The following is a 19,823-nucleotide window of genomic DNA, read 5'->3' as shown; positions in this document are numbered from 1 at the left end:
ATTTATATATTCGGGTTAATTGAGTGAAAATCCTTTGAGGGTATAAAAGAAGGCAGTTGTTTAATGAAAAAATAAATTGAGTTATCTAATTTTATAGTGTAATTGTTCATCCATACGCATAAAAAAATTATTCTCTCCATAAAATAGTAAAATTATATTGGAGGTTGAATTATGAAAAAATTTAGTGTATTTTCAATAACATTGATGACTTTTGGAATGTTATTATTTGGATTAAATAGGATAATAGATAGCTATTCTGAGCCTATTATCCTATTAGGGTATATTTCTTTTTTAATTGGAGTGGTTCTGAGTATTATAGCGATTGCTACACGTGAAGATGGAAGATTAAAATTCATATCACTTATCTCTTTCTTTGTTCTCCTGTTTTTCATTACTTGGTTTGAGTCGTTTCAGGTACTACAAATTATTACTTGGCTAAAAAATATCTATTAAAATTTAAATTGTTGGTAAAAATGGGAAACCTTAAATTTAGGTTTCTTTTTATTATATTCGATTATCAATATTAAAACTTATTAGAGCCATTAATAAAAGAAATAGATATATAAACCGAGTGTAAAAATATTTTAATTCTTTGAAAACATTCAGCGATTTAGTATTCTTTATATATGGAATATTTTGTTTATGCGAAAAGAGGGCAAGGTGCTATATGAAAAGAATGAAAAATGTAATGTTAGTATTGTTATGTTTCTTATGTTTAAGTGGGTGTAATTATAAAGATGACGATCAGGTGAAAAAATATGTGAAAAAAAAGCACGGAATTGATGTGATTGTAACACATTGGGGTGCTATAAACGAAGGGAATATGGGGCATACATATCATACTGTTCAAGCAAAAAATAACAAAAATATTCAATTTAGAGTAGAGGTAGATGGCTTTTTATATTCAAGAATAAAAGGTGATGAATATCAATACGGAAAAAAAACATATGAGGAATATAAGAAATTTAAACCAATGCTAGAAGAAATTAAAAAATTAGGTTACGTGGAACCTGAAAATAAAAATGTTTTTCAATATATAGTGGATGATGATATAGAGGAGAAACCAACGGATAAGTTATTATTAACTTTAAAAACGAGTGACAAGATTGATTACAGTCAATTTGAATCAAAAGAATTAGAACGTTTATATGCTCTAATTCAATTCATTCAGAAGAGTAATAGAAAGATAACAACACTTGAAATTGAGGATTATAATGGTGAATCTATAGGTTTCCCTTTTCAAAATGTGCAAAAAGCTATAACGAAAGAAGAACTGCTTTTAACAATGAAAAACACAGTAAGCGGTTATTGGACATATTTGATTCAAACTGAAACAAAAGTAGGCGTAAGGTTAAATGAAATTCAAAATGATCGTTTTGTAATTGAGGATATTACTTGTCCACACCCGAAAGACGGCAATTGTCTAGAGTATGAATTGACTTTAGTTTTCAATGACAGTGAGATAAAATATAGAAATGATCCATATGTAATAGATGATTTGAGAAAGGTAGTCACTATTCTTAAAGAAGAACTATATAATAAGGAATTTAACATATATTTAAGGAACAAGGATGGAACAAGTTATTCACTCTGGCTATCATCCGAAAAAATTAAGGAAAGTAATAACATAGAAGAGTTAGTAAAATAATGATATAAAGAAGAAATTTAAAGTACTTTTTATGTTTGTTATTTCTGTATTCAAAAGGAAAACCGCTTATGCTTCATTTTTGAAGCATAAGCAGTTTTGTTTAAAATACTTAAAAAGAAAAATTTTTTGGTAAAGTACCACTTTTTATCACTGTTCTTAACCCATGTTTTATAATCCAAGGGTTAATAGGATGTTGTTTATCACGTAATTGCTGTAACCACTGAAAAACGAGTTCTTTATCTTCTTTCGTAATATCGTTAATATGATTGGCTACAGATTTTTGAACATATTTAGAAGGGTCATTCATTAATGGTTCAAGAAGCTGTAAATTGTACTTAAAATCATCTTTTAGAGCTCCTATTTTTTTAGCCCAAGGAAGCCTTGGTCTTGTACCTTCAGAAACTAATCTTCTAATGTGGCTGTTTTCGTCATGAATCCACTGTTGCAATATGTCTAGTGTGTCTTCATGGTATGTTTGAAGAAAAGGCCGAATGGCATATTCAGCAGTATTTCTTTTCGTTATTTCATACATGGCGTTGAATGAGGTTTCAAAGTCGTTAAGTCCATATTTTTCAACGTATTTTGCAAGAGGCATGTACATATATCCGTTTGTAAATGTGCCTACTTCTGTTGTATTTTCTGGGCCTAATGTTTTTAGTAATATATGTATTGCTTCATTAAAATCTTTTTGTAATGCATTATGTAATTCATCTGCTATTACTTCAATACGCTGCTTTAACTCTAAATTTTCAACTTTACATGTTACGGAAGATATAAAGTTTCTTTTAGAGAAAGTAGGATCGTGTTTACAAATAGAATCAGCCATTTTTTCTGCTAATTCTTCGTTAAATAAAAATTTTAACGGAACATATTTACTCATTTTTTCACCTCAGTGGTCAAATGAAAACAATTTTTATTTTTTAATCGACAATCCATAAACTAACGTCTCACTCGGAGTCGTAATACTAAAACCTGTCGTCTTATAATCAAGTTTCACCGTATCACCAGTGTAGTCTTTCGTGAATGAATCTATTTGTACGATAAGATCTGCATCTTCATATACAACATCATCTGCGTTATATGTATCCCAAATTAAATCGACATCAACGAAAATACTACAAGAGTTTGTCATTGTCCCTCTAATGCGAATGATCTTTTTGTCTTCACGTTCTAATCTATGTATAGCTGCTTTTGCTTCATCAGTAATGCGAATGTTCATTGTATCCCAACCTTTATTTATATTTCCTTTATTATTGCAAAAACAGGAGCAATAGGGAAGCAAAGAGGTTTGCAACAAAAAACGAGCAAACAAATTTGTTTGCTCGTTTCACTTTATTTTAGTTCACATTTATCGAGTGGAATCACTTTTGTTTTTTTCGTAAATTTATATCCTAACCATAGTACTAAGAAGAGTGGTAAACCGATGTAAGAAACAAGTACGCCGTTCCAATCGATTGATTCACCCATAAATGCGCCATAGTTTTGTCCTAAAATTACGATAATACAAAGAGTAAATGCGAAGAGTGGACCGAATGGGAACCATTTTGCTCTATATGGTAAGTCATTTAAATCTTTTCCTTGTGCGATATATGCTTTACGGAAACGGTAATGACTAATTGCAATGCCAACCCATGCGATAAAACCAGACATTCCGGATGCGTTTAATAACCAAATGTATACAACTCCGTCACCGAATAAAGAAGCAATGAAAGCAATACTACCAACAATTGACGTTACGATTAACGCGTTAACAGGTACACCGCGGCTATCTAATTTACCAAGAAACTTTGGTGCTTTTCCTTGGCGAGCTAAATCCCAAAGCATACGAGTTGATGCATACATACCAGAGTTACCAGCAGATAGTACAGCAGTTAAAATAACAGCGTTCATAACAGAAGCAGCAAAGGCAACGCCCGCTTTTTCAAAAATAAGTGTAAACGGACTTACTGTAACATCACTTGCAGCAAGGCTTTCAGTTGTATAAGGAATTAGTAAACCGATAACGAGAATCGCAAGGATATAGAATAAAAGAATACGCCAAAAGATTGAACGAATTGCTTTTGGGATATTACGTTCTGGATCAGACGTTTCACCAGCAGCTACCCCAAGTAATTCAGTTCCTTGGAAGGAGAAACCAGCTGCCATAAATACACCGATAATTGCCATGATACCACCGTTAAATGGTGCATCAGCAACAGTGAAGTTTTTGAAGCCAACAGTTTCGCCCCCCATAATTCCGAAAATCATCATAAAGCCGACAATTAAAAAGATAATAATTGTAACTACTTTAATAAGTGCGAACCAATATTCAGATTCACCAAACCCTTTAACAGATAAATAGTTTAAAAGGAAAATAATAGCTAAACATAATCCGCTCCAAATAAGAGAAGGGGTATCTGGGAACCAAAATTTCATAATTAATGTTACGGCCGCTAGTTCTGCCGCAATTGTAATCGCCCAGTTATACCAATAGTTCCATCCAAGTGCAAAACCAAGTGATGGATCAACAAATTTTGTTGCATACGTACTAAAAGATCCAGTAACAGGCATGTAAGCTGCAAGTTCAGCTAAGCTTGTCATTAAGAAATATACCATAATTCCAATTGCGGCGTATGCAATTAATGCGCCGCCAGGACCAGCTGAATGAATGACACCACCGCTGGCAAGAAATAGTCCGGTACCGATTGTACCGCCGAGAGAAATCATCGTAAGGTGCCGCGATTTTAATCCGCGTTTTAATTCACCTTGTCCTTGTGTAGTTTGCGTTTTAGAGGTAGATTGATTTGTTGCGCTATTCATGTTCAACACTCCTTTTCTTGTAGGTTAGGAAGGAGCGGGGGAGAAAAATACAAAAAACCGCCAAAGGAATTTGGCGGAACGTTTCACAAATAACCACCCCATCATACCCTTCCGTTAAGATAGCACCCCACGTTTACACGGTAATTTTGTAAACGTGACAGTTCTGTTCCTTTCGGAGACAGCCCCAGCTCATATTTCCAGAGAAGAAATATAAACTTCGGCAACTTTTCCTTTCAAACGGAGTCAGTGACATTCTCTGTGTCTCGTCCGTTTTACTATTAAAAGTCGCAACCTCTACCTCATCGGATTGATGAGGATTTATATATTGCTAAGATTTTTAATATATGGCAATTGTAATGACTTTCTGAATATATTGCAAGATATTTTGTTAGGAAAAGTCAAAAAATATCGGTTATTGTATAGGAAACGCTTGCAAAACTCCACCCGAACCTACTATTATGTAGCAATAAGCAAAGAAAAAATTGTTATACAAATGTTTCGCAAAAAATATTGAAAAACCCTCTAAATAAAAAGAAAATTCAGAAAAATATAATTCGACATTCATGATAAAGTCATATTATTTGTTATAATTAGAGTAACGTAACGTTTAAGCAAAAAGGGGAAATCAAAATGAAATTAGAAACAGAAAGGCTCTATATAGTGCCGTGTACAGAAGAGAGGATTCAAGTTGCTAACGAGCAAGGATATAATAGCGGTCCGCATATTGTAGGGCATGTAGAGAATGTAAAACAAGATGCGGCTTTATTACCATGGGGGGCGTGGTATGTTTTTCGGAAAGAAGATGATAGCGTTTTAGGAGATATTGGATTTAAAGGGAAACCAAACGAGGATCAAACAGTAGAAATTGGCTATGGATTTATTGAGAAATATTGGAATCAGGGCTATGCAACAGAAGCTGTAAAAGAACTAATCGATTGGGCTTTCAAAACAGGAGAGGTAGAAACAATAATTGCAGAGACACTCATAGATAACTATAGTTCAATGCGTGTTTTAGAAAAGTTACATATGAAGAGAGTAAATGCTACAGAAACGATGATTAATTGGAAAATAGAAAAATAAAAAATACCGCTCTAAATTGAGCGGTATTTTTTTATAGTTATGGTAGCATTTGCTTCTGATCATTTGGATACTCAGCCGTTGATGCGTGAGGGCGATTGGAATGATTTCGAACAGCAATGAAAATAGAAATAATAACGACAAGACCAACTGCAACGTAAGAAAGTGAAATAACAGTTGGATCCACTTTAAATGTAGTAAGCAGTGTACGAATATTTGTAAAGATAATAAGACCACCAACTAATACGCCAAGTAAATGGGGTGGAACGATGCGGACTAACCATGCAGCAATTGGAGCTGCGACAATACCGCCAAGCATTAACGCAAATACCCAAACCCAGCTTACTTGTTCCCAGCCAAGTGAGATGAAGAAGCCGATTGTTGCAGCGAGTGAAACAGGAAATTCACTCGTATCTACAGATCCAATAACTTTTCTAGCTTCATTTCCTCTTGCTAGAAGAACAGGTGTCGTAATGGGCCCCCAACCACCGCCACCAGTTGAATCAACGAATCCAGCGAATAAACCAAGTGGCACAAGTTGTTTTGCAGACATACGCTTATTTGAAGTGACAATTTGTTTTTGGATGATGAATCGTAATAAAATATAAACCCCTAAAGTAAATAAAAATATGGAAATGTATGGTTTGATTACATCTCCGGGCAAATTACTTAAAAAACATGCCCCAACAAATGCGCCGATTGCCCCAGGTAATGTAAGCCTGGAAACTGTATATTTATCAACGTTTCCAAATTTGATATGAGATGCGCCGGAAGCTGCAGTTGTAACGACTTCAGCTAAATGAACTGATGCAGATGCAACAGCTGGTGCAATACCAAACATTAATAATAAAGAGGAAGACGTTACTCCATACGCCATTCCAAGTGCTCCATCGATCAATTGAGCGAAAAATCCAATAATAGCAAAGACAATTAATTTCTGCATAAATAATCCCCCTGTAATAATAAATGAAAAAGACACTTTTCCCGTATGAGAAAAGTGCCTTTGGTTTTTCCAATCAGCAATAATTAAATTTGTTTCATTATAATACATATTAATCGTATAAATCAACTAGGTTTTAAAGTTTTTGAATTGAATGAAAGAAAAATAAAATATACAATAAAAGGATGGAGAGAAAGGGGAGAAAGACATGTTACGATTTGATCATCTCGTTCACGCAGTTCATGGTACACCGGAGGAAGCGGCAAAACAAATGCAGGAACTTGGATTTCATACTGTATTAGGCGGAGAGCATACGAATTGGGGTACTTGGAATAGTTTAAGTTATTTTGATTTATCATATATTGAATTTTTAGCAGTTCAACATGAAGAAAAAGCGAAAGAAGCAGAAAATCCATTAGTACAAGAAACAGTGGTGAAACTACAAAATGGAGAAGGAATGCTACAAATCGCGATCCGAACAGATGCAATTGAGGAGCTAGCAGTTAACTTTAATAAGTACGGCTTACATACGATAGGGCCATTTGAAGGGAAACGTATGAGAAAAGATGGCCGACTTTTAGAATGGAAAATGTTATTCGTTAAGCAAGAAGAGAACGGACCGAAATTACCTTTCTTTATACAGTGGAATGAAACGGACGAAGAAAGAAGAAACGATTTACGTAACAGTGGGACGATTACTGAACATAAAAACAAAGTGCAACAAATTGAAACGATTCATTACGCAGTAAAAAATGTTCGAGAAACAGTACGGAAATGGAAAGAAGTAATGGAGCTATCTACAAGCTTAGTTGTGAAAAATGAAAAATGGAATGCTGAGTGTCAAAGTGTAGTATTTGGAGATATTCATGTGCAGTTTTGTGAACCGATTGGAGAAGGGCTAGTACTAGAACATTTGAATAAGAATGGCGAAAATCCATTTGCAGTAGAGTTTAAAGGTGGAAATAAACGAGAACATGAAGTGCTAGGTAGTTTGTACATATATTAATAGAGGTGAACGTTGTGGAAGAAATACTTAGAGAGATAGAGAGAATACTAGAATGGCCTCGTATTGCAACGTGTACAGCTATTTCAAAAGGTTTTTCACATGAAGAGAAGTATAAAATTGAATTAAAGAATCAAGAAACCTATTTTGTAAAAGTATGTGATGCTGTTCATTTTGAACGTAAACAAGAAGAATATACGTATATGAAACAATTAGAGTCATTACATATTCCAACACCCAAGTTAATTCATTTCATAATAATTGAGAAATTAAATAAATGTGTTCAAGTATTTGAATGGACCCGAGGTATAAATGGTGAAGAAGGTTTAACGAAGTTATCGGTGGAAGAACAGTATATGGCAGGAAGAAAAGCAGGGGAAGTATTAAAGAGGATTCACTCAATTGAAAGAGAAAGTGCAAGTAATAAATGGGAAACATCTAGATGGAATAAATACGAAAGATACATAGAGGCACTAACAGATTACGAGGTGAATTTTCTGGATTTGAAGCCAGTATTAACCTTTGTAGAAAATCATAAAGATTTATTGGAAAATCGTCCAATAAGATTTTTACATGATGACTTCCATCCAGCAAATAGCATGATTCATAATAAGGAATTTATCGTTATCGATTTTGGTGGATATGATTTTGGTGATCCAATACACGATTTTTATAACGTAGCGATTTTTACTATAAGAATAAGTAAACCATTTGCGGTTGGACAAGTTCACGGTTATTTCGGAGGCGAACCATCGCTTCATTTTTGGAAACTGTATACATTGTACGTCGCGATGACATTCCCAGCGGATATCGTTTGGACGAATCGAAGTACACCGCATTTAGTAGATGATATGAAGGAAAGATTAAATGGAATTTTAGAAGATCATAATCATTTTTCATCTTATATTCCAAAATGGTATCAATCAAGCGAATTTAATAAATAAAGGAGTAATTTATATGGATAAAATAGCAGTAATTTCAGATATTCACGGTAATATTCAAGCATTAGAATCCGTGTTGAATGATATTAAATTAAGAGGGATCGAGCGCATTATTTGCCTTGGAGATTTAGTAGGAAAAGGACCTCATTCCAGTGAAGCAATTGAAATCATTCGTAAAGAATGTGAAGTAGTCGTAATGGGAAACTGGGATGATTTTATTACAAAGCCGACTGAATTTGAAGCATTGAAATGGCATCAAAAACAATTATCGGAAGAACAAAATGACTATTTAAGAAACTTACCATTTTCAATCGAGTTTTATATGAGTGGGAAATTCATTCGTATGTTTCACGCTTCACCGAGAAGTTTATATGAAAGAATTCAACCACACGCTTCAAGAGAAGAACGTATTAGTATGTTCGAAAATAGTGATCTGACGGAAAATATAGAAGGGGAAAGAAAACCAGATGTCGTTTGTTACGGTGACGTTCACCAAGCGTTCGTTCAAAATTTCAGAGGGAAAACGTTATGTAATGCCGGTAGCGTAGGAAACCCGCTTGAAATAACGCAAGCTTCCTATTTAATATTTGAAGGGACTTACAATGAAAAAGAAGCAGCGAGCTTTTCTATTCAACTTGTACGAGTACCGTATGATATTGAATTAGCTATCAGACTAGCAGAAGAACTCGAAATGCCAGAAATTGAAGAATACAAACAAGAATTACGGACTGCTTTATATCGAGGGTTTAAGGGAAAGTAAGCTAATAATATATCAACGATTTTTCAAATATATCTATCATAACTTAAAATATATCAATGATTTTTTCGAGATATCAGCGATTCGAGAAAGGATATCAATTTACTGACAAATAGTGACATGAATTATTATCTATAATTATATTATGTCAACTAATTATAAAGGGAGATATCATGAACCGAAAACAACGAATCAAAGAAATTGCAGATCATATTGTAAAGCTAAACTTAACCCATCCAATAAGAGTTGGAGTAAGCGGTATTACAGCCTCAGGAAAAACAACATTTGCAAACGAACTAGCGGAAGAAATAAAAAAACGAGGATTACCAGTAACACGCGCCAGCATTGATGATTTTCATAATCCAAGAGTGATTCGCTATGCAAAAGGAAAAGAATCTGCAAGAGGGTATTATGAAGATGCACACGATTATACAGCTTTCAAAGAAAGATTATTAATGCCTTTAGGACCTAACGGGAATTTACAATATGAAACGATTTCTCATAACTTAATAACGGATATGCCTGTACATAATGAGCCGCTATTGGCCACGAAAAATATGATATTAATAGTAGATGGAACGTTTCTATTGAAAAAAGACGTTGCGCATTTATTTGATTACAAAATCTTTGTAGATACAAATTTTGAAATTGCGAGAAAACGTGGTGCTAAGCGGGAAACTGAAGCTTTTGGAAGTTATGAAGAAGCAGAGAAGATGTTTTTAAACAGGTATCACGCGGCTTGTAAAATGTATATAGATGAGCATAATCCGAAAGAACTTGCAGATGTTTTATTTGAAAATAGTAAATTTGATGATCCAGTAGTTCTATTTAAAAGACATTAATACAGTTTATATAGGGGGAATGAACATTTGTTTAGATGGTTTCAAAAAAATAATAAAGTGAATGAAGAGAAGGATGAACAATATTTAGAAATCAAAAATGAACAGATAAATGAACAGTTAAAACAAAAAATAATGGAACTAGAGAGTATAAGTGAAGACATTTGCAGTAAGTATCAAAAAATATATGAAGAACGTTTTGCGCAAAAGGGTAAATTAAATTTGAAGCTGTCAATTAAAAGAGATATAGACGGTGATGAATTAGAAGAACTAACATCTAAGAATTGTTTAGAGTATGAATATAGATCAGAAATTAATTTTGAATATGATGCTTCAAAATCATGGGAAGTCTGTACTATTTCGCTTTGGTATTATTACCAAGGATATCGAAAAAGTAGTAGCATAGGAACACTTTATAGCGGAACGATTAATGAATTAGAAGAAGAAGTTAAAGCAACATTGGAAGAACTGTTACATAGTGAAGATAATTAATGATTCCATTTTATATTGCGTTAAGAATGGGTTTAATTTTATGATACTAATAGGGAATAATTTAGGAAGAGAAATTTAAAGGGGATAAAAAAATGACAGAAGTACTAGAACTAAAAGAAGAACTATTACAAATTAAAAATAATAATTATGCTGTACCAGAAGACGTAGATGCATATCCATATGCGCAGTGGATGCTAGATTATATCGGATCACCTGATGCTGAATTACGTGATGATTTAATTTATAGTACGCTTCACACATGGATTACAAATGATGTATTTAGACAAAAAGAGTTAAGAGGATTAATGTTACAAGCAATTAGTCCTGATTATTTATTTTATAAAATTGGTGAAAAGGGAACAGACTCTGTATTTAAACGTGCATTCTCCGTATTAATTCCACCACTTATTTTATCTGTTCATGAAAGAGAACCGTTGTTATCCGAAGAACAACTGTACAGTGTAGCAGAACAAGTGCTGGAATATGTATATTTAGAAGAAGATGTAAGGGGCTATGTAGAAGGGAAAGGCTGGGCGCACTCTACTGCACATGCAGCAGATGCACTCGATGCTTTAGCACGTACAATCCAAAATCGTGAGTTCTCATATGCAATACTAGCTGCCGTTCGTCAGAAGGTCCGCTTACATGACTACGTATACATTCACTTTGAGGATGAGAGATTAGTAGCACCAATTATGTCGTTACGTAACCAAAATCTTTTAACTGAAGAAGAGTGGAGCAATTGGTTACATAGTATAGCAATTGTTGAAGACATCCCGCATCCTCAATATGATATTTTAGTACAAAATATTAGAGCTTTCTTAAGAAGTTTATATTTCAGAGCTTTAGAGACAGAGGGTAGTACAGCCTTTACAGATGATATATTGGAGACTTTAAAGGGTTTGCGTAGGTATTAAAAATTCGTTTTTCTAACAGAAAAGTACATAAAACCAACACCTCCCAACCATACTAATAAAATGTTTTGGAGGTGAGTTTAATGGACAAAAAAGACTTTGAAAAAGTATATAATGATTATTTACATCAAGGGGAAGAGCAAGCTCAATTTGAAATAGCTCAGGAAGTTACTTCAGGAGCAGAACAAATTGTTGCTGTTCGTAAAAATGATGAAGGTGATTTGATTGCTTTTAAAACAAGTAGCGGGAGAGAGTTAGATTATATGACTGCTCTTAGTGAAGCAAAATCAGGGAAGTTAGCTCATGTGGACGTATTTCATAAGTATGGCAGAGATATTATACGTAGTGAACCGGATGGAATAAAAGAAAATAACTTTGATAATTTACCTTCATTTTAAACAGGTAAACCTCAAGAAGAGAATGTTCATTACGATATTCTCTTCTTTGTTTTGCGAAGTTTTCCTTGCAAATAGACGATTCATTTTTAAAGTGCGATCATACTTTTAAAGAGCTCTCTAAATTTCTCTTTATCTTCTGCTGTAAATGGTTTCGGTCCCTTTGTACGTTTACCACTTTTTCGAACCATTGCACTTAAATATCGTGTTTGTAACAATTGTTCAATGTTATCATTCGTATACTTATAGCCTTTATGGTGTAGAACGATACAGCCTTTTGCTAATGCAAGCGAAGCAAGACCGTAATCTTGCGTTACGATTAAATCTTCTTTTTTTGCTAATTGCATAATTCGGTAATCGGCAGCATCTGCTCCGGAATCAACATAAATTGTTTCCACACCTTTAGGTTGCTGAGCATTAGAATAATGAGAAAAGCTAGTAACGAGGGTTACAGGGATTTCTGCATTCGTAGCTTCAAAAATAATTACATCTTTTACAGGACAAGCATCTGCATCAACGTAAATTTTCATTTTTACCACTCCTATAAAGTGAAACTTTAATCAGTGGGGGGTTCATCCTCCACTGATTATTAGTTGAACCAATCGGGCATTTACGGGCAGTTAATCTCCCACCTAACTTCTTTGTTACAGCTGAATTTTGAGCTGGGAGTTTTATTGCCCGTTAATGCGGGGTAACTAGGTTCGTGTTGATAATAATGGTAGATTTTTCTTTTGTCAAACGATAGGGCTTTATGTAAAGTTATTTTTCACAAACCAAAATAGCCTCCCGCAAACGAGAAATACCTTCCTCAATTTGATCAATATCCACTTTTCCATAAGATAAACGAATATAACCATCTTTCGCGCCGAAAATACTACCAGGCATAAAAGCAATTTCTTGTTTTAAGCTTTGCATAATGAGTTGTTTTTCGTTTATCGGTTCTTTTAATTTTCCCCATATGTAAATACCACCAGTAGGGTTTGAAAAAGAGATTTTATCATGAAGTTGCTCGTTTAGAGCACGAACAATAACGTCTCTTTTTTCTGCTAGTTGTTTTCGTAACGGTACGATATGCGACTGAAATGGTACAGTTTCGAAAAACTGCTGCATAAGCCACTGCGGGAATATGCTCATACCTAATTCCATTTGGTGCCGTGCGTCGGATAATCTTTCTACTACAGATTGCGGAGCAACGAGCCAGCCGACTCGTAATCCTGGCGCAATCATTTTTGATAAAGAATGTACATAAATAACTGTTCCATTTTCATCAATTGATTTTAAAGTAGGGCAAGGTTGTTTCTTTTCTAGCGTAAGTAAACTGGACGGATCATCTTCAACGATCGCAATTCGTAAGTCTGCACAAAGTGATAATAGTTTTTTTCTACGGTTTGGATGCAGCATCGTTCCCGTAGGATTTTGGAAATTTGGATTTAAAAAGATCATTTTAATACGGTGTTTTCTATATAATTCTTGCACATCATCCGGATTAATACCATGTTCATCGACAGGTAACGGGAAAATACGAATACCTGCTGATTGGAATAGCGGTAAGGAATAACAGTGCGATGGACTTTCGAAAGCGACGGCATCACCGGGATTTAATAAACATTGTACGATAAGGTGAAGTGCTTGCTGTGCGCCAGATGTAATCATAATGGATTGTTCAGTTGCCTCAACTTTTAAATATTCTTTCATATATTTTACGATCGCTTGTCTTAGCGGGAGATAGCCTTGCGGATGATCATAACTTAATGAATGCGTTAACGGTTGTTCTCGTAAAATCGTTTGTAGTTGATCATGAGGATAGAGATTACAACCGAGCTCTCCGTTTGCAAAATCAATAATGTTTTCATTTTGTTGTACTTCTGCCCGAATATGGCGAAGTAACGGTAAGTTTGGTAAAAACGTACCACCTTCTACGAAATTTCTCCAGTTCGGCGTTAATGTTGGAGAAACGCCCCACATATGTGTACTTACACGTGTACCTTTACCAGTCGTACTTTCTACAATTCCCATAGCACGTAACTCATTATAAGCAGTCGTTACTGTACTACGGTTTACATTTAACTGCGTAGCTAATTTCCGTTCGGAAGGTAGGAAGCTTCCTGGAGGAAGTTCTCCGTATGTAATACGTTTCTCAATAAAGTCAACAACTTGCTGATAAATAGGGATTTTACTGTCATTATCTAGCTTCCATTCCATAAAAAACGCCTCCGTATCTCTTATATAAATCCAGTATAGCAAATTGGCTGGGTAAAAAAACAGCCAATTGGACGGTGTTATATCCAGCCAATTTTACTATGCTAAATAGGGAAGGGGAGATTCGGATGAAACGATGGCAAATGGAATGGCTCCTAGTATCAGTTGCGTTAGTATGGGGAGCAAATTATACAATAGGAAAGTATGGCGTGGCATTTATGTCATCCATTCAATTTAATAGTTTACGATTTTTAGTAGCATCACCGGTATTATTACTTATTACTTTTATGATGGAACGCTCATTACGTATTGAAAGAAAAGATTGGTTACGATTAGTAGCAGTCGGCATCGTTGGTACGACAATGTATCAAACGATGTTTATGCTATCCGTGAAATATACTTCAGCAACGAACGCCTCATTATTAATTGCGATGTCCCCTATTTTTACAGGGATATTAGCAGTATTGCACAAACAAGAACGTTTTTCGATGAAAGTACAAATTGGTTCAATAGTAGCGTTTATTGGTGCAGCATTCGTTTTATTAACAGGGCATACAGGAGGAGCTACTTACGAGTATGCGTGGCTCGGAAATGTAATTGGATTAGTCGCAGCAATTGCGTGGGGATGGTATCCAATATTAGCGCAACCTCTTATTACAAAATACTCCGCAATGAGAGTCACATCATGGTCTACTTTAATTGGAATTGTACCGCTAGTTATATACTGTTTATTCAACGTAAATTCTTTAACGTGGCCAGTAGATACGCCAAGCTGGGGATCGCTTGCATATTCAATCATCTTTGCGACCATCTTTGGACTAGCAATGTGGTATGTCGGTATTAGTCAAATAGGCTCAACAAAAGTAATGGTTTATATGTATCTCGTACCATTATTTGCAGTTATCTTTGCGGCTGTAACAATAGGGGAGCAAATTAATATGATGCAACTAGTTGGCGGGCTTATTATCTTCATCGGTTTATATGTTGTAAAAAAAGGTGGAATCAAAAAGCCAGCTCTCAATTTGAAAAAAGTAAGTTAACAGTAAAAATGATCTCTTTCATATAGAAGGAGATCATTTTTGTATTTGTAATAAAAGCGCTTGTTCAACGGCCCATTTTTGATGATCGTGTATGAGAAGCTCTATAGCATGCAATGGAGACATCCACCTTAGAACATGATCCTCCTCACAGTTTTCAGTTTGTTTCTGCACCATATTCGCAATATAAAAAAATCCATCGTTTAAATAATATATATCTTCCTTTTCTGCATAAAAATATCGAGCCGCATTACCGATATACTGATCAATTTTAATTGCCCATCCTAATTCCTCTAGTAGTTCACGGTGCAAACATTCTTCTTTTGTTTCATTACCTTCCATACCGCCACCAGGTAAAAAGTAACGGTCACCTTTTTGGATAACAGCAATCTTTGAAGAAGTTGAGTTGAAAATAATTGCATAACAACTAGGTCGTAATACATATTGCTCAGTAGGCTTTTTATAGCCAAAAGTAAGTTTAGATATCATAAAACACATCACCTCTCTATAAAATACATAAAAGGAATAATAAGGTAAAAACAAAATTGTATAAGTATAATCTTACGAGATTGGAGTGATAACAAAATGATAAATCGAAAGTGTACGCGCTGTAAAGAAATTACAGGTACATTGCACGGTGGTAAAAAAATTAAGGGAGAATTTCTATGTGAGGACTGTTTGCAAAAAGGAATTAAAAGCGGGGAAATCGAATTATCACAAGTGGAGCAAGAACAAACTTCGTATCTTTCTATAAAAATATTAAAAATAATGAGTGTGATTTATTTAATAGTATCTATTATAACCGCTATTTCTGCTGGAGCATTTATACAGGATCCAGGGTTTGGTGGAATATCCTTTTCAATAACAGGTGCAGTTGGTGTTATGATAATTGGATCGATATTCCAGTCTGTTCTCGTATTTTGCGGGATATGGGTATTTATCCTTTTAGTAGAAACAGTCATTAAAATTTATGAAAAAATGAAGTGAGTGAGAGGGAGAAACATATGCGAGTAAGAAACATCCAAGGGGAAGATTATGTAAAGATTCATTCTGTTTTAAATGATTGGTGGGGCGGGAGAGACATGGCTGCCATGTTGCCAAAATTGTTTTTCGTTCACTTTCAAGAAACGAGTTTTATCATTGAAGAAGAAGGAGAAACGTTAGGTTTCTTATGTGGATTTTTTTCACAAACATATAAAGATGAAGCATACGTTCATTTTATCGGTGTAAATCCGAAGTATAGAAGAAGAGGAATCGCATCGACATTGTATTCTTATTTCTTTGATGTCGCTCGTGCAAATAATCGTAAAGTTGTAAAAGCAATTACGTCACCAACTAATAAAAAGTCGATACAGTTTCATCAAGAAATCGGTTTTCGAATTGAGGCTGGGGATGATGAGGTAGAGGGTGTATCGGTACATACAAATTATGATGGGAATGGCGGGAGTAGAGTTTTATTTTTGAAACATGTGTAGTGAAATAAGCTTTACCTAAACGCACTGAGTTAAATGTATATCAAAACGTTATCCGTTGCATAAAGAATGACTGATTTTGTTAGCTTGATAGAGGGTAGTATGATAGTCGAAATGAATTTCCGTAACAAAATTTCATCTAAAAAAGAGGGATCTATATGAAATTTGAAAGAGATAGATATTTTTTACAGATGGCATTGGAAGAAGCTGAAATGGCATTAAAAGAAAATACATATCCAGTAGGAGCAGTTATTGTTGATGGAAATAATAATGTCATTGCAAGAGGAAGAAATAGAGTGCATCCACAAAAAGACATAACAGCTCACGCAGAGATAGACGCTATTCGCAATGCAGGGGAAGCAATGTTTGATGCAAAAATAAAAAATGAGAAGTTTACTATTTATAGCACGTTGGAACCGTGTCCAATGTGTACAGGGGGTATTTTATTCGCAAAAATACAGAGAGTAGTCTGGTTACTAAATGATGACTTAGGTTTTGGTGGATATAAAAAGATAAAAAATGCTTTAGTTTTCGAAGGGAAATTTAATAAAATCGACATAGTGGAAGAACCATTTGAAGACTTAAAAACAAGACAAAAAGAACTTATGAGACAATGGGAGCTAAATCCCAATAATATTATTAATTTGCGTAGGGCTATAAAAAAATAGTTGTTTCTTTCAATTAAATCGGGATGCTGCCACATTACCATCAATTTAAAAAATATAGTGAAATTATATCGATTTAACAATAGAATATGGAAGAATCTATTACGAATAGAAAGCCGTCCTAAAAGTATTCTAGGATGGTTCTTTTTGTTGTGAGGAGATAAAGAGTATGGAGAATAAACAGAGTAGAAATGAGTATGTAAGACGCATACATAAGGTTCAAGATTATATAGAATCAAACATAGACAGTTCACTATCCATTGAAGAGCTAGCTGATATAGCAGGATTTTCGAAGTATCATTTTCATCGGATTTTTAAAGGAATAGTTGATGAGCCATTATCTCGGTATGTGAATCGCTTGAAACTAGAAAGGGCAACACATCTACTTACATATCGCGCAGACATGACGATTACAGATATTGCGTATCACTTCGGATTCACAGATTCAGCAGTTTTCTCCCGAACATTTAAAAATTATTACGGCGTAAGTCCGTCTCAATATCGAAACGATAATAGCAAGAATTGCAAAGACGTAAGGGGAATTCCTCAATACAATGAATGTAAGAAGGTTCGAGGAAATGTTGAAATTGTAACAGCGGATAATATAAACGTCGCATACATAAGACATACAGGTACATATGAAGAGTTAGCTATAGCTTTTCCAAAAATGATAGAGAAATTATTTCATTACGCAGCGGGGGAAAACTATCATGTATTTGAGGATACGAAAGTATTAACCATTTACCACGATCATCATGAATTTACGGAGGACAATCATTTAAGAACTAGTTTATGTATAACAATTCCGAATGAGCCTGCAGTAGAAACGAACGACATTGGAATAATGGTAATACCTTCTGGAAAGTATGCGGTAGGTCATTTTGAAATATTCCAAGATGAATATAAAGGAGCGTGGGATTTCTTATATGGTGAGTGGCTTCCAAATAGCGGATATAAACCGAGAGATTCCTATCCTTTTGAAATGTATAAAAATGACCCAAGGCAGCACCAGGAAAATAAACATATAGTTGATATATATGTACCTATCGAACCTTTTTAATCATAGGTTAAAGGGGAATGAATAATGAAAACTGCTGAAAAGTTAGATCTAATTATAAAAGAAGAATACAAAAATATTAATGGTATGTTAGTAGTACAGAGAGGTAATATTGTTTTTGAAAAATATTATAACGGCCAAGGTCCAGATAATGCATTTCATGTAGCATCTGTCACAAAAACGATTATTTCTGCGTTAATTGGGATATGTGTAGATAAAGGCTATATAAAAAGTGTAGATCAAAAAGTAATAGAGTTTTTCCCTGAATATAAACGTACGGCATCTGCAGTAACAGTGAGACACTTACTTACAATGACAGCTCCATACCCTTTTGTAGACTGGCAGGAACCGTTAGAAGAATTATGTACACAACCAGACTGGGTACAGTATACACTTCATAGAATGGGGAACGGTGGAGAGATTGGATCTTTTAAATATTCATCTGCAGGAGCGCATGTACTATCAGCAATGATTACGAATGCAACAGGGAAAAGTGCACGTGAATTTGCGAATGAGTACTTATTTCAACCACTCGGCATGAGCGAAATTCCAAACTACAATATGAAAGCATTTGGATTCGATGACTTATTCGGAAAAGATGTGAAAGGATGGGTTCACGATCCAAACGGTATTTCGACGGGCGGCTGGGGACTAACGTTAACGGTTAGGGATATAGCTAAGTTTGGACAGCTGTATTTGAATGAAGGTATTCATAATGGAAAACAAATACTATCAAAATCATGGATAAAAGAATCAACAGAAATGAACCAAAATCAATATGGTTACTTATGGTGGTTTCGAGAAGAAGATGGAATCTTTTCATACTGTGCTATGGGTGACGGTGGGAATATGATTTGTTGTATTCCAGAGAAGGATTTGGTTGTAGTAATTGCTTCTGAAGCTATGCCGAATGCACGGGATAGATGGGAATTGATTGTGAAATATATTCTTCCTGGCATACAGTCAAATCAATAATGGTAGTAAAAAGATGGGGTGAATTTTGGTTTTATACCATCTTTTTGTTTTGTGACGTAAAGTTCATGGGAATGTAAGGGTTTTGTTAAAAGTGTAAATATTAGGGTTTTTTAATATAAAAAGTCTTTCTTTATGTATAATGGGGACAAGGCCTAAAAATACTTAAATATTTAAGTGAATATTTTAAAAAGGGAGATTAAGGATATATGAAAAGCTTACTTCCAAAAACTTTAGCTGTTACAGGATTAATTGCTTCTTTATTAGGTATGGTTTCTTCCGTTTCATTTGCTTCGATTAGTTGGGATAATAATGCAACGTGGACAGGAAGCGGAGCAAAAGCTAAGGCAACTGCCTATACTGCAAAAAAGGACGAACCTCATTTTTACAAGATGACTGTAAGAGCTAGCTTTGATGATGGGACTTCTAAAGAGTTAGCATTGTATGATGCTAAAATTTCAGATCGTATAAACGTTAGCGTTGCATCCAAAGGGCCGGTGACCAGAGGTTATTCGGGTCATGAATGGATAATGGTAGGGGATAGTGCGTACACTTCTAAGGAAATGGTAATTAAATAAAAATCAACAAAAACCGTGAAAAAGGATACATACCTTTT

24 protein-coding genes and 1 riboswitch are annotated in these 19,823 nt (G+C 34.7%); of the genes, 17 read left to right on the top strand and 7 right to left on the bottom strand.

The window, feature by feature from the left end:
- Positions 1-171: 171 nt before the first annotated feature.
- Positions 172-453: a hypothetical protein gene (locus tag ACTFR8_RS28040; protein WP_000714734.1), complete on the top strand. Its 282-nt coding sequence runs from the start codon at positions 172-174 to the stop codon at positions 451-453.
- 214 nt (positions 454-667) lie between these two features.
- A complete protein-coding gene (locus ACTFR8_RS28035; RefSeq protein WP_050821943.1) occupies positions 668-1,648 on the top strand; it encodes a hypothetical protein in 981 nt (326 codons plus the stop codon).
- Positions 1,649-1,757: 109 nt separating this feature from the next.
- Here the strand turns inward: ACTFR8_RS28035 and ACTFR8_RS28030 are convergent, their stop codons facing one another.
- From ACTFR8_RS28030 to ACTFR8_RS28020, 3 genes are all read right to left on the bottom strand, one after another.
- Positions 1,758-2,528, bottom strand: coding sequence for a DNA alkylation repair protein (locus ACTFR8_RS28030; protein ID WP_044584596.1), 771 nt, complete (start codon positions 2,526-2,528; stop codon positions 1,758-1,760).
- A 33-nt stretch (positions 2,529-2,561) separates the two neighbouring features.
- Positions 2,562-2,867, bottom strand: a complete 306-nt coding sequence (locus ACTFR8_RS28025) for an iron-sulfur cluster biosynthesis family protein (protein ID WP_001026178.1) — start codon at positions 2,865-2,867, stop codon at positions 2,562-2,564.
- Positions 2,868-2,980: 113 nt separating this feature from the next.
- Positions 2,981-4,447, bottom strand: coding sequence for an amino acid permease (locus tag ACTFR8_RS28020; protein ID WP_001083387.1), 1,467 nt, complete (start codon positions 4,445-4,447; stop codon positions 2,981-2,983).
- A 112-nt stretch (positions 4,448-4,559) separates the two neighbouring features.
- Positions 4,560-4,752: riboswitch (Lysine riboswitch) on the bottom strand.
- Between the two features lie 325 nt (positions 4,753-5,077).
- Between ACTFR8_RS28020 and ACTFR8_RS28015 the strand changes: the two genes are divergently transcribed.
- Positions 5,078-5,527 carry a GNAT family N-acetyltransferase gene (locus ACTFR8_RS28015; protein WP_000764598.1) on the top strand — a complete coding sequence of 150 codons (450 nt, stop codon included), beginning with the start codon at positions 5,078-5,080 and terminating at the stop codon, positions 5,525-5,527.
- A 37-nt stretch (positions 5,528-5,564) separates the two neighbouring features.
- Here ACTFR8_RS28015 and ACTFR8_RS28010 read toward each other — a convergent pair whose 3' ends face one another.
- Positions 5,565-6,467 (bottom strand): sulfite exporter TauE/SafE family protein, encoded by a 903-nt coding sequence (locus ACTFR8_RS28010; RefSeq protein ID WP_001170718.1) that lies wholly within the window; start codon positions 6,465-6,467, stop codon positions 5,565-5,567.
- A 205-nt stretch (positions 6,468-6,672) separates the two neighbouring features.
- On the opposite strand from ACTFR8_RS28010, the gene ACTFR8_RS28005 reads away from it, so the two are divergent.
- From ACTFR8_RS28005 to ACTFR8_RS27975, 7 genes are all read left to right on the top strand, one after another.
- Positions 6,673-7,470, top strand: a complete 798-nt coding sequence (locus tag ACTFR8_RS28005; RefSeq protein ID WP_000943349.1) for a VOC family protein — start codon at positions 6,673-6,675, stop codon at positions 7,468-7,470.
- 14 nt (positions 7,471-7,484) lie between these two features.
- Entirely contained in the window at positions 7,485-8,411 is a 927-nt protein-coding gene (locus tag ACTFR8_RS28000; RefSeq protein ID WP_000391244.1) for an aminoglycoside phosphotransferase family protein, read from the top strand.
- Between the two features lie 13 nt (positions 8,412-8,424).
- Positions 8,425-9,168 carry a metallophosphoesterase family protein gene (locus ACTFR8_RS27995; protein ID WP_000357653.1) on the top strand — a complete coding sequence of 248 codons (744 nt, stop codon included), beginning with the start codon at positions 8,425-8,427 and terminating at the stop codon, positions 9,166-9,168.
- 170 nt (positions 9,169-9,338) lie between these two features.
- On the top strand, positions 9,339-10,007 hold the full coding sequence (locus ACTFR8_RS27990; protein WP_001080551.1) for a uridine kinase: 669 nt from the start codon (positions 9,339-9,341) through the stop codon (positions 10,005-10,007).
- A 27-nt stretch (positions 10,008-10,034) separates the two neighbouring features.
- Positions 10,035-10,496 (top strand): hypothetical protein, encoded by a 462-nt coding sequence (locus ACTFR8_RS27985; protein WP_000490268.1) that lies wholly within the window; start codon positions 10,035-10,037, stop codon positions 10,494-10,496.
- Positions 10,497-10,588: 92 nt separating this feature from the next.
- Positions 10,589-11,413, top strand: coding sequence for a DUF2785 domain-containing protein (locus tag ACTFR8_RS27980; RefSeq protein WP_000141230.1), 825 nt, complete (start codon positions 10,589-10,591; stop codon positions 11,411-11,413).
- A gap of 80 nt (positions 11,414-11,493) precedes the next feature.
- Positions 11,494-11,808, top strand: a complete 315-nt coding sequence (locus ACTFR8_RS27975; RefSeq protein WP_000358162.1) for a DUF3892 domain-containing protein — start codon at positions 11,494-11,496, stop codon at positions 11,806-11,808.
- An 86-nt stretch (positions 11,809-11,894) separates the two neighbouring features.
- On the opposite strand, the gene ACTFR8_RS27970 is transcribed toward ACTFR8_RS27975, so the two are convergent.
- Both ACTFR8_RS27970 and pdxR read right to left on the bottom strand, forming a co-directional pair.
- Positions 11,895-12,335: a YaiI/YqxD family protein gene (locus ACTFR8_RS27970; protein WP_000708769.1), complete on the bottom strand. Its 441-nt coding sequence runs from the start codon at positions 12,333-12,335 to the stop codon at positions 11,895-11,897.
- A gap of 229 nt (positions 12,336-12,564) precedes the next feature.
- Positions 12,565-14,007 carry a MocR-like pyridoxine biosynthesis transcription factor PdxR gene (pdxR, locus tag ACTFR8_RS27965; protein WP_044584595.1) on the bottom strand — a complete coding sequence of 481 codons (1,443 nt, stop codon included), beginning with the start codon at positions 14,005-14,007 and terminating at the stop codon, positions 12,565-12,567.
- A 125-nt stretch (positions 14,008-14,132) separates the two neighbouring features.
- Between pdxR and ACTFR8_RS27960 the strand changes: the two genes are divergently transcribed.
- A complete protein-coding gene (locus ACTFR8_RS27960; RefSeq protein WP_044584594.1) occupies positions 14,133-15,044 on the top strand; it encodes a DMT family transporter in 912 nt (303 codons plus the stop codon).
- 33 nt (positions 15,045-15,077) lie between these two features.
- Here ACTFR8_RS27960 and ACTFR8_RS27955 read toward each other — a convergent pair whose 3' ends face one another.
- A complete protein-coding gene (locus ACTFR8_RS27955) occupies positions 15,078-15,530 on the bottom strand; it encodes an NUDIX hydrolase (RefSeq protein ID WP_044584593.1) in 453 nt (150 codons plus the stop codon).
- A 96-nt stretch (positions 15,531-15,626) separates the two neighbouring features.
- On the opposite strand from ACTFR8_RS27955, the gene ACTFR8_RS27950 reads away from it, so the two are divergent.
- The 6 genes from ACTFR8_RS27950 to ACTFR8_RS27925 all read left to right on the top strand — a co-directional run bounded on the left by ACTFR8_RS27950 (position 15,627) and on the right by ACTFR8_RS27925 (position 19,785).
- Positions 15,627-16,028 (top strand): DUF3980 domain-containing protein, encoded by a 402-nt coding sequence (locus tag ACTFR8_RS27950; RefSeq protein ID WP_044584592.1) that lies wholly within the window; start codon positions 15,627-15,629, stop codon positions 16,026-16,028.
- Positions 16,029-16,045: 17 nt separating this feature from the next.
- Positions 16,046-16,516 carry a GNAT family N-acetyltransferase gene (locus ACTFR8_RS27945; RefSeq protein WP_044584591.1) on the top strand — a complete coding sequence of 157 codons (471 nt, stop codon included), beginning with the start codon at positions 16,046-16,048 and terminating at the stop codon, positions 16,514-16,516.
- 155 nt (positions 16,517-16,671) lie between these two features.
- A complete protein-coding gene (locus ACTFR8_RS27940) occupies positions 16,672-17,181 on the top strand; it encodes a nucleoside deaminase (protein ID WP_000667405.1) in 510 nt (169 codons plus the stop codon).
- 166 nt (positions 17,182-17,347) lie between these two features.
- Positions 17,348-18,238: an AraC family transcriptional regulator gene (locus tag ACTFR8_RS27935; RefSeq protein WP_000428665.1), complete on the top strand. Its 891-nt coding sequence runs from the start codon at positions 17,348-17,350 to the stop codon at positions 18,236-18,238.
- A gap of 24 nt (positions 18,239-18,262) precedes the next feature.
- On the top strand, positions 18,263-19,210 hold the full coding sequence (locus tag ACTFR8_RS27930) for a serine hydrolase domain-containing protein (protein WP_100618840.1): 948 nt from the start codon (positions 18,263-18,265) through the stop codon (positions 19,208-19,210).
- Between the two features lie 206 nt (positions 19,211-19,416).
- Positions 19,417-19,785, top strand: coding sequence for a hypothetical protein (locus ACTFR8_RS27925; protein ID WP_044584588.1), 369 nt, complete (start codon positions 19,417-19,419; stop codon positions 19,783-19,785).
- Positions 19,786-19,823: the final 38 nt, after the last annotated feature.

Origin of the sequence: Bacillus cereus group sp. MYBK15-3, assembly GCF_051916765.1 — a bacterium.
Taxonomy (GTDB): Bacteria; Bacillota; Bacilli; order Bacillales; family Bacillaceae_G; genus Bacillus_A; species Bacillus_A cereus.
Note: the sequence above shows the minus strand (reverse complement) of the source record. Positions and strands in the feature narration are given on the sequence as shown.